This is a genomic window from Microcystis sp. Msp_OC_L_20101000_S702, from assembly GCF_007095705.1.
Classification (GTDB): Bacteria; Cyanobacteriota; Cyanobacteriia; order Cyanobacteriales; family Microcystaceae; genus Microcystis; species Microcystis ichthyoblabe_A.
The window spans coordinates 21,092-33,368 of sequence record NZ_SFBO01000187.1 but is presented as its reverse complement, the minus strand read 5'-3'; the positions used below and the strand labels follow the sequence as shown (position 1 = coordinate 33,368).

At 42.9% G+C, this 12,277-nt stretch carries 14 protein-coding genes; 5 read left to right on the top strand and 9 right to left on the bottom strand.

Features of this window, described 5'->3' with window-relative positions:
• The first annotated feature begins 326 nt into the window (after positions 1 to 326).
• On the top strand, positions 327 to 1,265 hold the full coding sequence (locus EWV60_RS19565; RefSeq protein ID WP_002746562.1) for a hypothetical protein: 939 nt from the start codon (positions 327 to 329) through the stop codon (positions 1,263 to 1,265).
• A gap of 72 nt (positions 1,266 to 1,337) precedes the next feature.
• Here EWV60_RS19565 and EWV60_RS19560 read toward each other — a convergent pair whose 3' ends face one another.
• From EWV60_RS19560 to EWV60_RS19545, 4 genes are all read right to left on the bottom strand, one after another.
• Positions 1,338 to 2,261: a glycosyltransferase gene (locus EWV60_RS19560; protein ID WP_287234147.1), complete on the bottom strand. Its 924-nt coding sequence runs from the start codon at positions 2,259 to 2,261 to the stop codon at positions 1,338 to 1,340.
• A 92-nt stretch (positions 2,262 to 2,353) separates the two neighbouring features.
• Positions 2,354 to 3,052 carry a nucleotidyltransferase family protein gene (locus tag EWV60_RS19555; protein ID WP_287234146.1) on the bottom strand — a complete coding sequence of 233 codons (699 nt, stop codon included), beginning with the start codon at positions 3,050 to 3,052 and terminating at the stop codon, positions 2,354 to 2,356.
• 92 nt (positions 3,053 to 3,144) lie between these two features.
• A complete protein-coding gene (locus EWV60_RS19550; RefSeq protein WP_287234144.1) occupies positions 3,145 to 4,170 on the bottom strand; it encodes a GHMP family kinase ATP-binding protein in 1,026 nt (341 codons plus the stop codon).
• Between the two features lie 37 nt (positions 4,171 to 4,207).
• On the bottom strand, positions 4,208 to 4,843 hold the full coding sequence (locus tag EWV60_RS19545; RefSeq protein WP_002732320.1) for a D-sedoheptulose-7-phosphate isomerase: 636 nt from the start codon (positions 4,841 to 4,843) through the stop codon (positions 4,208 to 4,210).
• 601 nt (positions 4,844 to 5,444) lie between these two features.
• Here EWV60_RS19545 and EWV60_RS19540 point away from each other — a divergent pair.
• The 3 genes from EWV60_RS19540 (at position 5,445) to EWV60_RS19530 (ending at position 8,528) form a co-directional block, all read left to right on the top strand.
• Entirely contained in the window at positions 5,445 to 6,104 is a 660-nt protein-coding gene (locus EWV60_RS19540; protein ID WP_002746573.1) for a D-glycero-alpha-D-manno-heptose-1,7-bisphosphate 7-phosphatase, read from the top strand.
• The gene (locus EWV60_RS19535; RefSeq protein ID WP_103111310.1) at positions 6,101 to 7,327 is read left to right on the top strand and encodes a glycosyltransferase family 4 protein; all 1,227 of its coding nucleotides are present in this window, start codon (positions 6,101 to 6,103) and stop codon (positions 7,325 to 7,327) included. The genes EWV60_RS19540 and EWV60_RS19535 overlap by 4 nt, the downstream gene beginning before the upstream one ends.
• Before the next feature lie 82 nt (positions 7,328 to 7,409).
• Complete coding sequence (locus EWV60_RS19530) at positions 7,410 to 8,528, top strand: glycosyltransferase family 4 protein (RefSeq protein ID WP_287234141.1); 1,119 nt, start codon at positions 7,410 to 7,412, stop codon at positions 8,526 to 8,528.
• A 131-nt stretch (positions 8,529 to 8,659) separates the two neighbouring features.
• Here EWV60_RS19530 and purQ read toward each other — a convergent pair whose 3' ends face one another.
• Positions 8,660 to 9,358 carry a phosphoribosylformylglycinamidine synthase subunit PurQ gene (gene purQ, locus EWV60_RS19525; protein ID WP_002732490.1) on the bottom strand — a complete coding sequence of 233 codons (699 nt, stop codon included), beginning with the start codon at positions 9,356 to 9,358 and terminating at the stop codon, positions 8,660 to 8,662.
• A gap of 85 nt (positions 9,359 to 9,443) precedes the next feature.
• The gene (purS, locus tag EWV60_RS19520) at positions 9,444 to 9,701 is read right to left on the bottom strand and encodes a phosphoribosylformylglycinamidine synthase subunit PurS (protein WP_002732994.1); all 258 of its coding nucleotides are present in this window, start codon (positions 9,699 to 9,701) and stop codon (positions 9,444 to 9,446) included.
• Positions 9,702 to 9,732: 31 nt separating this feature from the next.
• On the opposite strand from purS, the gene EWV60_RS19515 reads away from it, so the two are divergent.
• Positions 9,733 to 10,116 (top strand): Fur family transcriptional regulator, encoded by a 384-nt coding sequence (locus tag EWV60_RS19515; protein WP_002734059.1) that lies wholly within the window; start codon positions 9,733 to 9,735, stop codon positions 10,114 to 10,116.
• Positions 10,117 to 10,204: 88 nt separating this feature from the next.
• On the opposite strand, the gene accD is transcribed toward EWV60_RS19515, so the two are convergent.
• From accD to EWV60_RS19500, 3 genes are all read right to left on the bottom strand, one after another.
• Positions 10,205 to 11,155: an acetyl-CoA carboxylase, carboxyltransferase subunit beta gene (gene accD, locus EWV60_RS19510; protein WP_002734108.1), complete on the bottom strand. Its 951-nt coding sequence runs from the start codon at positions 11,153 to 11,155 to the stop codon at positions 10,205 to 10,207.
• Positions 11,156 to 11,174: 19 nt separating this feature from the next.
• Positions 11,175 to 11,324, bottom strand: a complete 150-nt coding sequence (locus tag EWV60_RS19505; protein WP_002777677.1) for a hypothetical protein — start codon at positions 11,322 to 11,324, stop codon at positions 11,175 to 11,177.
• A gap of 101 nt (positions 11,325 to 11,425) precedes the next feature.
• Entirely contained in the window at positions 11,426 to 12,235 is an 810-nt protein-coding gene (locus EWV60_RS19500; RefSeq protein WP_002734608.1) for a prepilin peptidase, read from the bottom strand.
• Positions 12,236 to 12,277: the final 42 nt, after the last annotated feature.

Genomic DNA, 12,277 nt, shown 5'->3' with positions numbered 1-12,277 from the left:
TCGCCTCAGTTTTCCAACAATTCCTATTTTTTCATAATTAGGGGTTTCAAGACCCCCCTAGCTGGTGCCGAGAAAACCTTCACCAGCTAAGTATTTTTACTCAAGTCTCTGGAGGGGGATAGCTTATGTGACAGTTGAAGGTGCGGAATGTGGGTTAAAAAACCTAGAAATCAGTTTTTAGGATGGTAAACAAGTTGAATATCGATTTTATTTCTCTTGAATTCCCACTCTTGATCTCTCAGCCTTCTGATCTTCCAGAAATTTTCCTTGTTGCCAGAGAACTATGATACAATGGCATCAAAAAATAGAGGAAAAATTTTTTTATCATGGACAAGGTGTCAACACCAAGCCTATCAATTGTTATTCCCACTAGAGAAGGATTCGCTGACCACTGGTTTAATGCGCTGACCGAGGTCAAGGGAGAAGTAGAATTTATCTTGGTTCATCCACCGGGAGCCCCTAAGTATCCTACTTCCGACCCTAGGGTACAGCAAATAGTCAGTCCCTTGCGGGGAGAAATTATTCAACGTGCCACAGGTTTGATCAATGCTACCGCTCCCTATACATTGACAATTAATTGTGATGAGTATATCAATCCCGACATTTCAGAAATTAGCCGTCAATACTTTTCCCGATTTCCTGATAGTTGGGTCATGAGACTTAGCCGGAAAGATGTTGAATTTGGTAAAAAAGAAATTCTAGAAGCTCCTTGGCTTTCACCAAAACTGATCGAAAAACTAGAAGTTTGTGGTAGGTCTCAAGGTAACTCTAAGCTATACGAACAAGGCAACTACCTATTGGAAATTCCCATTACTCCTATCGATAATAAATTTGACGTAATGTGTATTTTTAGAGGAAGAAGAGATCATCGAGGTCCTCATACAGAGAATTTTGACAAGAAGGTTTGGAAAACTTCTATAGCACAGGAAACCCTGAAGGATCTGGTGGGGTTAATGCCTTTTATGGGTCCGTTTAAGTATATTCCCTTTTGGTGTCTTGATCGAGTTTTGGGACTAGCTATACAAGCGAAGTTTTTTGAGCAAGGAAAAGGCAAAATTATTGGTCATCTCTTACCGATGCCAGAACAAATTCGTATTGAAAATAATCCACCTGAATACATACGATTTAATCGTTATGGTGTACTTTCTGAACTTTACTTAATCAGACGTTTTCCCCAATACGGATATATGTGGAATCTCGTTATTCCCAACATCTTAAATGTGCCGCGAATCTTTATTCGTTCTCGCTTGGGTAAAGAGGTATGAAATATCAGTCTATCTGTAATCTCCCAAGTAAGTAAGTATTAAGACTTGCTTCCTATTTTTTAGCTGTTAACCTTAATTTAGCTTTTTAAATATTTGCCTAATTTTAATTTTCACACCGTTGTAAAATTCTTCAAAAAATAGATTCCAAAAGTAGCCATACTGGGGAAATTGTTTCACTAACAACATCTCTACCAACACTAACAATCGCACTGTTTTTAAGGAATAAGGCCTAACAATATATCTGATTTGACCAGGTTCGGGCATCCAATGACCAATACAAGCACCTGTTTGAAAAAATTTAGCTTGAATATATAGTCCGATTGCCCTATCTAATCCCCAAAGAGGCAACCAAGTTAAAAGTTCCGCCATTCTTGTCCCTTGAAACATTTCTGTGAGAGCTTCTTTAACTGCTGGACTTTTCCAAATGGTATTATTAAAAGGTTCCACATGACTTCCATGAATGTCTTTTCTCTTAGCGTAGGGCCAGAGAGCAACTTTTATATCAAAATGATTTTCTAGAGGAGCAATGGGAACTTCTATCAAATCCTGATAGGAATCTTCTCTTTTTCTGGCAATCCTAAGTTGCTCAAGAGATGGCAATTGCTGCCAAGGTCTTTTAATTTTTTCTTCATCTAAGTAGTTTATTTTTTCTTTAAACAAACGCAGCATCCAACTCTGAGGAAATTTCTCAAAGTATTCAAAAGTTAGGGATACAACGTCCGGATGCACGAAGTCATCATCATCTAAAGCCAGTATATACTGACCCGTGGCGTTCATTAAACCGAAGGCTCTTTGAGGTGTTTCTCCTTTGTAGAGACTGTATAAAATTTTTACTCGTGGGTCAGCTATGAAGGCCGCAGTTGTGCCAGGAGGGTAAACTAAAATAAATTCTACATTTCCCTGCACGGATAAAAGTTGTTGTAACCAATATTCGGAAAAATTTCCGATGGTCGGGCTAACAATAGATAATATCGGTTGATTGAAACTAGCAAGCATCTCTGGTGAATTTATTGAGAAATAATTTGACGATACCAACACAAATTTGCTGAACTTAGGTGACTACCAAGACTCTCTCAAAAAAATACTTTTCAGATGAAAGATGGTAATTCTTGTTGACTCTTATTGTAATCTTGGGGAATGCCTATGTCAATAAAATATTCGTCAGAAATCAAGCCATACATGGGAATTTTCTCGGTATAAACTTTGAGAAAGTCGTCCTCAAAAGAAAATTTTGATGGCAGATCAAAGCTGGATAATATGTTTTTCCCTGCACAATATATGCCGCCATTAATATAGCCCTTATCTTGATATTTTTTGGATTCAAACCCGATAATTTTTTGGTCATCGTCTAGCAGAACATTATTATAACGATCAAAGTCGGTTAGCGGCTTCAGAGCAACAGTTATCAGGGATTTCTTTTGATTATGTAAATTAATTAAGGCGGATAAATTGACATTAAACAAGGTATCGCCGTTGACAATTAATGCTTGTTCGGTTTCAATTTTATTGAGTGCCAACCGGATTGCTCCTCCAGTTCCCAAGGGTGTATCTTCTATCAAATAAGTTAGCTCGTATTCCTTGTATTTATAACCAAAATGATCGATAATTTTTTGATGTTCATAGCCCACAGAAACTAAAAATTTGTTGGTAATTTTTTGAGAGATTAGGTAATCTAATAGATACTCTAAAAAAGGCCTGTCGGCAACGGGAGCCATGGGTTTTGGTAAACTGTTGATCACCGATCGCAACCTGGTTCCTAACCCACCCGCCAGAATAATTACATCCATAGATACACCTCAAAAATTTGAATTATTGCCAATCTTTTAAAAACTATTTTTAGGATTATAGGGATAATCCTTCCCCGTTGATGCTTGGTTTGCTATAATGTCCATGCTTGGGTTCCGTATTTGGTAAAATGAAAATTAATCACTTGGCCTCCTTCTGATTTCAAAGCTTTAGTTACTTCGATTTTCTTGGTAGGATCGACCATAAAGATAATAAAACCACCGCCACCAGCTCCTGATATTTTGCCTGAATAGGCCCCGGTTTCCCTAGCTACCCGATAAATGCGATCAATCTGCGGATTACTAATTAATTTGGATAATTTCTTTTTCGCTTCCCAAGAAGTTCTCAGAATTTCTGCTATCCCCATAAAATCTGATTTAAGCAGTGCTTCTTTAAAGAGAATTGCCTCTTTTTTGAGTTGATGGGTAGCGGCGATCGCTTGTTCATTTTTTCCTTGGACATTCTGAATTTGATCCTCAATTACTTGAGATGAGTAGCGAGAAATGCCTGTATAGTAGAGGATCAGAGAGACTTCCAATTCATTGATCACCCAATTTTTAATCCGCAAAGGATTAACTATGACTCGATCTTGTTCATAAAATTCCATAAAATTAAAACCGCCAAAAGTGGCAGCGTACTGATCCTGTTTGCCCCCTAACCAGCTTAGATCAATTCGTTCGATCTCGTAGGCTAAATGGGCGATATCATACTCACCTAGGGGTAATTTTAACAGTTCCACAAAGGCTTTAACCATGGCTACCGCTAGGGTAGAAGAAGAACCTAATCCCGAACCAGCCGGCGCATCGGAAAAGGTAGTGATTTGCAGCGGCAAAGGTTGCCCTTGATTAAAGTCTTTAATCAAACGATTATAGACCGCTTTATGCAGATCGAGAACGCCGTTATAGGGGAGAGGAAACTGGAGGGTTTCTATTTGTTGTTCTCCTCGATCGGCGGCAACAAAAATGACTTGTTTGTCAGTAATTTCCGTGACTGTACAGTAGGCATAGAGATCGATAGTAGCGTTGAGAACGTAACCCCCATAAAGACTACAGTAAGGCTCCACATCGGTGCCGCCACCACCTAAACCTAATCTTAAAGGAGCTTTGGTTCTGATGATCATAGGTAGGCTGTTTAGGTTGATTTTTTGCTAGGAGATTTTAGTTAGGAAAGAGCGCTTCTTCGATCGCTAAACAAATAGTATGGAGAACAAAACCATGACCTTCTTGAATGCGCGGGGTACTGGTACTAGGAATCATCAAACAATAATCGGTTTTTTGCTCTAGAGCTAATCCCTTCGCCCCAGTTAAACCGATGCTAGTGAGACCTTTTACTTGACAAACTTTGAGAGCTTGATGGATATTAGCGGAATTTCCCGAAGTGGAAATACCGATAAACACATCGCCAGGGTTTCCTTCCGCTTCTATCTGGCGGCTAAAAATATATTCGTAGCCATAATCGTTGGCAATCGCTGTTAAACTGGCGATATCGCTATTGAGGACGCGAACTGGTAAAGACTGTCTTTCTTTCAGAAATCGGCCGTGCAGCTCACCGCCAAAATGGATAGCATCGGCGGCACTGCCTCCATTACCAGCCACTAATACTTTGTGGTTATTGCGATAAGCATTGATACATACTTGGCAAATCTCTTGGATTTTTTCTAGATATTTTGTCTCGGTTAGTAGGTTTTTTTTCAGGACATAAGCTTCCTCCAATTCAGTCTTGATTAAAATTGACAGAGACGGATCACTCTGGAAACTATCCAATTTTTTGTTTGATTTTTCCACCATTGGCATAGGTTTGATTTTCCAATTTTTATTAGTTGAATAAATTTAACTCTCAATCATTCTGTCATTATATTGAATAGTATCAAAAGACGAGAATCGCTCTCCATTAATTGGGCATAAAACCCCTAGCACGGTAGAATTGATCACGGGACAAGAAAAACAGTCCAATGATAGTTCTAGAAAAACCTAGAGCGATCAAGTCAAAAGAGTGATCCTTTGCCAGTTATTCTGGGAATATACCACAAACGCCCCAACCCTAGCACAATTTGTTTTGTTTGTGAATAAACTTTTGATCTATTCTGACCGAGACGAGGGATTTCTGAGCGGGGGTTCAACCTTTGCCAGTCTTGGCCTTTTGTTTGGCTGGACAAAAATGTTAACAATTCCTGACAATACCGCCGATATAATCAAAAGCCCAAAGGCCTGACGGCGTATAATATGCCCTGATTGCTATACCCTGACATCTAGATAGTAAAGAGAAGCAATTTAGCCGAGAAAACTAGCACAAATCGCGACAATCCCTCGAATTTTGTCTGTCCATCGGTTCAAGCTCTCGTCTCTGACAGAAGAACTGAGAATTCTAGTCCCCGACTCGAAAAAGTCCCACATAATGAATCCTTTCCCCGCAATTTCCGTCAATGACGGCCACCAGAAATACCCGTCTCCGCCACATTTTGGCAATTCTGACCGCGAAAGCGAAGATAGAGCAAAAAAGAACAAAGCCTTATTTCTCGATCGAGATGGGGTAGTTATTGACTATATTCCCTATCTGAGCAAACCAGAACAGGTGAGCATTCCCGCCGGGGCAGCGGCTGCCTTAAAACAGTGGCAGGATGCGGGTTATCTGCTGATCATCATCACCAATCAATCGGGACTTGCTAGGGGCTATTTCACTTGGGACGATTTGGCGGCGATTCACGGGCGTATGATTGAGGAATACCGACAATTGGGCGTGCATTTTCACGATCTTGCCATCTGCCCGCACCATCCCGACGAAGGTTGTCCCTGCCGCAAACCCTCCCCCTATCTGCTGCTGACAGCCGCCCAGCAATACGGAATTGACTTAGCCGGCTCGTTGTTCATCGGCGATGCGCCCAGTGATCTAGAATGCGCCCTAGAAGCTGGTTGTCAGCCCGTATTACTCTTAACAGGGCGAGGAAAAGTCACCCTTGGGGAGATCGAGAAATACCCAGTTGAGATTCCCGTATATAGCCAACTAAAGGAAACGGTAGAATTATTGTCAAAAACCGCTGCCGAACCAGAATTATGAGAATATTAGTCCTTTTTTGCAATAACTTTCCCTATCCACCTAGTCGCGGGGCAACGGAGGGGAGAACTTTTAACCTGATCAAATGTCTTCACCAAAACCACGATGTCACCCTGTTTGCTCGTCGGGTAGAAAATGTCACGGAAACTCAGATCGAAGAATTAAAAACCTTTACCAATCATCTTGTCTTATTTCCGCCCCAGGAAATTCCCGAACCAGGCAAGGGACTGACAAAACTAATCGGTCAAACAGGGCGCTTTCTGGAGGCAATAGTACAGATGACCCCTGCTAGTGTTCTTAGTTATCGTTCGCCGCTAATTCAAGAGCGAATAGATGAATACGTCGAGCAGCAAAAATGTGATGTAATTATCTGCGCTCAGAGTATCAGCGAGATTTTTATCCGGCCAGAATACCGTCAGCGAGTCAAAACCGTAGTAGATATTCACAGTTCCGTGTACGGTTGGACACGCAATCATTTGGATAGAGGAGCCTCCACCTATCCCCTGCGGGATTTTCTCTATCTGCCCCTACTCTATCAGTACGAAAAACGTTACTGTGCCAAGTTTTCGCAATTGGTGGCCACTACCGATTATGATCGCGAACAATTATTAAAAATCCTCCCGGATGCACGGGTGGATATCGTGCCTAATGGCGTGGATTTAGCCCTGTTTCCCTATCGTCCTCGGGATCCCGGCGGTCATAAATTGGTCTTTGTCGGTGCCATGAGTTCCACCCATAATATCGATGCCGCCCGTTTTTTTGTTTTAGAAGTCCTGCCAGTCATTCAACAGCGATATCCCGACACCACTTTAACCCTAGTGGGGGCCAACCCAGCACCGGAAGTTCTCGAACTGGCCAAGTATCCCGGTGTGAGGGTGACGGGAACCGTTCCCTCGACAGTGGAATATTTACACCGAGGAACCGTTTGTGTGGTTCCCCTGCGGGTGGGATTGGGAATCAAGACTAAAACTCTAGAATCCATGGCCGCGGGGATTCCGATTGTCGCCAGCGATCGCGGTTTAGAGGGTTTAACGGTGGCAGCAGCGGGAATTCCCCCTAGGGCGCTGCGGGCTAATAGTGTTGCTGAGTACGTTGCAGCGATCTCTAGGTTGTTCGATGATCCTTCTGTGCGAGAACAACTGTCCCATAATGGCCGGGCGATGGTGGAATCGGAGTACACCTGGGAGCGAGCGGGACAAAGATACGAGGAAATTTTGCAGGACTAATATTATTTCTTAACCCCGAAATTTCTTTCGAGACTGTTAGAGGGTTTTACCGCTATAAAAATTGATTTTTTGGAGCCTAATCATGAAAGTTTTAATAGTAGGAAATTACGTCAACGATCGGCAGATTAGTATTAATCGTTTTGTCGGTTTAGTGGAGAAAGGACTCAGACAAAAAGGACACGAAATTCGGCGAGTGCAAGCACAGCCTATTTTCGGTCAACTGAAGCCTTCTCCCCAGGGAATCGGCAAGTGGTTAGGGTACATCGATAAGTTAATTATTTTCCCAGTGCAGTTACGTCAGCAGCTTGATTGGGCTGATATCGTCTGCATTTGTGATCAAGCTTTATCCTATTTAACTCCCTATCTAAAAGATCGCAAATATTTTGTCATCTGTCATGATCTGCTGGCCATCCGTTCCGCCCTAGGAGAAATTCCTGAAAATCCCACCAGTTGGACGGGAAAACAGTATCAGGCGATGATTTTGCGAGGATTAAAACAGGCTAAATATGTTGTCTGTTCTTCCGAAGCTACTCGTGCCGATGTTCTCCGTTTAACTAAAATTGCTCCCGAACAAACGGAAGTAATTGAGGATTGCTTGAATCAGGGATACAGTCCGATGACAAAAGCAGCAGCAGTAGCTCTGGTGGGCAAATTTAATATCAACCGTGATTATCCTTGGCTAATTCATGTCGGAGGCCGCCAATGGTATAAAAATCGATTGGGATTGCTGAAAATATTCAAGAGGTTAATCACTTTCTCTGGTCTGGAAAATTGCCGATTAATCCTGATGGGAAAACTTTTGCTGCCAGATATGCGAGAATTTGTTAATCAGAATAACTTGTCCGCACAAGTAATCGAATTAGGAACCGTCTCTGATGATGACTTACGCGCCTTTTATTGCCTAGCAACTGCTTTAATTTTTCCCTCCTTTCAGGAAGGATTCGGTGTTCCCGTGATTGAAGCTCAATCCTGTGGTTGTCCCGTCTTTACCTCCAATCGTCTCCCCATGACTGTTATCGCTGACGATGCGGCAGTGTATTTCGATCCCACCGAACACGAGGCTGCCGCTACTATTATTGCAGAAAATCTTCTCGCTCCCGATCGCCTGGAAGATTTGAGGCAAAAAGGTTTTATCAATGCCACTCGCTTTACTTACGAAAGAATGATCCAATCCTACGACCAATTATTGCCAAAATTGTAGTCTAGAGCTTTTTGGCGACTCATTAAGTACCTAAGCAAAATTAATTACACATTTCGATAAAGCTTTTGCCTATTGCCTTTTGCCTATCCTAACCAAGAAATTAATTTTGCACGACTACTTATCATCATTCCTTACATCAAAACAGCACAATTACCTGTTATCTCCCGAAATAATAAACTACCATCGGTCAAATTGAGCAGCGGATCGGCAGCCCGTTCGGGATGGGGCATCATTCCTAGCACATTTCCTGCTTTATTGGTAATTCCTGCAATATTATTTAACGATCCGTTGGGATTACCAGACTCATTTACCTCTCCTGTGGGAGTACAGTAACGAAAGAGAATTTGTCCGTTATCCTCTAGAGATTTTAACGTATCTTCTGCGGCATAATAACGCCCTTCCCCGTGAGCAATGGGCAAATTAAGCACCTGTTGCGGTTGATAACCCCGCGTCCAGACAGATTGATTATTTTCCACTTTTACCGGCACTCGATCGCAAATAAAATGTAAATCGCGATTACGAATTAACGCACCGGGTAGCAGCCCAATTTCCGTTAATACCTGAAAACCGTTACAGATGCCTAAAACTAATTTACCTTTTTCGGCTTCTTCTCGGACAGTTTTCATCGCTGGCGAAAATCGAGCGATCGCACCACAGCGCAAATAATCGCCGTAACTAAATCCCCCCGGCACCACAATCACATCCACATCCCCTAGATCCGTCTCTTGATGCCAAATATAGCGGGTGGGTTGCTGAAAAATACCCTCTGTCACCGTTGCCACATCTCGATCGCAATTCGATCCGGGGAAAACAATAATCCCAAACTTCATAATTTTTAACTTGGTTAAGTTTTTTAGCAGAAGGTGACAGATAAATTTTAATTATTTGCCCTACCTCCCGTCTTCTGACTTCTATCTACTGACAATGCAAATCAAAGCGATAATTTTCAATTACAGGATTAGCCAATAGTTGATCGCACATTTGATCCAATTGTTCGCGGGCGCTGGTTTCGTCCGCTGCTGTCACGGTAAGCTCAATATACTTACCAATTCGCACCCCGGCCACAGTATCATAACCTAATTGCTTTAATCCCGACTCTACCGCTGTACCCGCCGGATCGAGAACCGAAGGGCGCAGGGTAACATAAATAAAGCACTGATAATTTTTTGGCATAGAATTAACTTTGATCGCTGACCTTTTTGATATGAAATCCCAACGCACCCGATCGCAAGAGCGCATTATCCACTTACTCAAAACCTTAAATCGGGCAGTATCCGCTCAGGAATTGTTTGTGGAACTCCGTCAGCGTGACCAAAATATGGGGTTAGCCACTGTTTACCGCGCCCTAGAATCCCTAAAATTACAGGGTGCAGTGCAGGTGAGAACCCTAGCCACAGGAGAATCCCTCTACAGTTCCGTTCAGCAGGATCAACACCATCTTACCTGTATTCATTGCGGTCGGTCTATCGTCTTTAATGAGTGTCCCGTTCATGAATTGGAAGAAAAACTCGAAAAATCCCACCAATTCAAGGTTTATTACCATACTCTCGAATTTTTTGGACTTTGCGATCGCTGTCAACCCAGCTAAGTGTGGTGTGTACTACATTTAAACTGCTGATCGGGAAAATTTTAGTACAAATGCTCGGGCTGGCAACTCCAGAGCCGTCTTAGAACAGTTAAACTGTTGTTTGTCCCTGGGCTGTTTTCAGGGGGATTAACTCCGGTTGACTGTATTGATGATGACTGTTGAGGGGGGATAACAAGGGGAAAAAGAGCTGATGTAAACTAATTAATTGAGCGAGGGTTTTCTTGAGATGGGTACGGGGAACGATCGCATCGACAAACCCGTGTTTTAACAAGTATTCCGATGTTTGGAAACCTTCCGGTAATTTCTCGCGCAAAGTCTGTTCAATTACCCGCTTCCCAGCAAAACCGATAGTAGCCTTCGGTTCAGCGATAATAATATCTCCCAACATGGCAAAACTGGCCGTGACTCCTCCCGTGGTGGGATTAGTCAAGACGGGAATATAAAGTAACTTTGCTTCCCGATGCCGGTTAAGAGCGCCAGAAATCTTGGCCATCTGCATTAAACTTAACATTCCCTCCTGCATTCTCGCCCCGCCGGAAGCGCAGATGATCACCAGGGGCAAACTTTCATCGGTAGCTCGTTCCGTCAAACGACAGAGTTTTTCTCCCACCACCGATCCCATGCTACCCCCCATAAAACGGAAGTCCATCACCCCTAAAGCTAAGGGTAAACCATCGATCGTCCCCGTTCCCGTCCGGACAGCATCCGTCAGACCAGTTTTTTCTTGGGTTTCTCGCAGGCGATCGCTATAACTTTTCCGATCGCGAAATTTGAGCGGATCCGTCGGTCGAATCTGTTCATCAAGGGAATTCCAAGTATTAGCATCCACTAACTGGCGAATTCTTTCTTCACTTTCCACCCGATTATGATGACCGCAATCGAGACACACCAGTTGATTAGCTAATAAATCCTTCGTATAGGCCAAAACGCCGCAATTGGGGCATTTTGTCCATAAACCGTCGGCTATTTCCCGCTCCTGTTGTTGTTGAACCTTGGGTTCTGTTTTTTGGCGATTTGCAAACCAATCAAATAGAGACATAGTTTAAAATAAAGATAATTTATCGACTTTCTTCTAGAGGACTTAATAACAAAAGTGCTGTCCAGCGATCTTGGGGACGTACTTGTAGAGCGGCCTGATGACCCTGGCCGCAATAAATACCAGGGCCAATAGCGATAACGCGACTGGGGATGTCGTGAGCTTTGAGCATTTCCTGCAGCCAATCGGCTTACCCTAGACTCGGGGTTGTTCTAATGGTGATCCAAGACACGGAAGACTATTGTATCAAGATTTAATTACAGGATAACTTTTTTACAAGAAAGGGAAAAAAATGGTTTGATAGGCTGAGATGATCTTATCACTCCAAAAGACACTCATCAGAGCGCCGAGGGCAAGAAATGGCCCAAAGGGTATAGCTTGTTTTTTCCCCATTTTACCAAGAAAAATGCCCATAATACCGATCGCCGCCCCAATAGCGCAGGCCAGAAAAGCGGTGACTAATAATGCTTGCCATCCTAACCAAGCACCGATCATGGCCGCTAATTTCGCATCTCCTCCCCCCATGGCCTGTTGTCCGAGAGCAAAACTCCCCCCCCACCGGATTAGATCAAATAACCAGACTCCTAAAACCGCACTAGCGATCGCTGAAAAAAGATAGACAACACTTTGATTATTTTGCCAACCTAAAAGAGTCTGAAAAACTATCCCTAAAACTAATCCCGATTGGGTGAGGGAGTTAGGAAGCGTCATCGTGTCAAAATCAATCAAAGCTAAAGCTAATAACCAACTGAGGAGAATCCAATAGCCGAGGGTCTGCCAAGAAAAGCTAAAATCTCCTAAAACCAGACAAAATAATAAACCAGTAAAAGTTTCGATCGCTGGATAACGGACAGAAATCGGGGTTTTGCACCAGCGACAGCGACCCCCTAGCCATAACCAGCCGAAAACGGGTATATTCTCGCTTTTCCCCAACCTATGGTGACATTTCGGACAGTGGGAAGGGGGATAAACTAGAGATATCCCCTGAGGTAATCTATAGATGACCACGTTTAAAAAACTGCCCACCGAGGCACCCAAAGCGAAGACAAAGGCAAAAGTAACTAGATGAAAGAGGGTTTCCATCCTTAAACTGGCAGATAATTGATTAGTTTGTCATCGCCTATT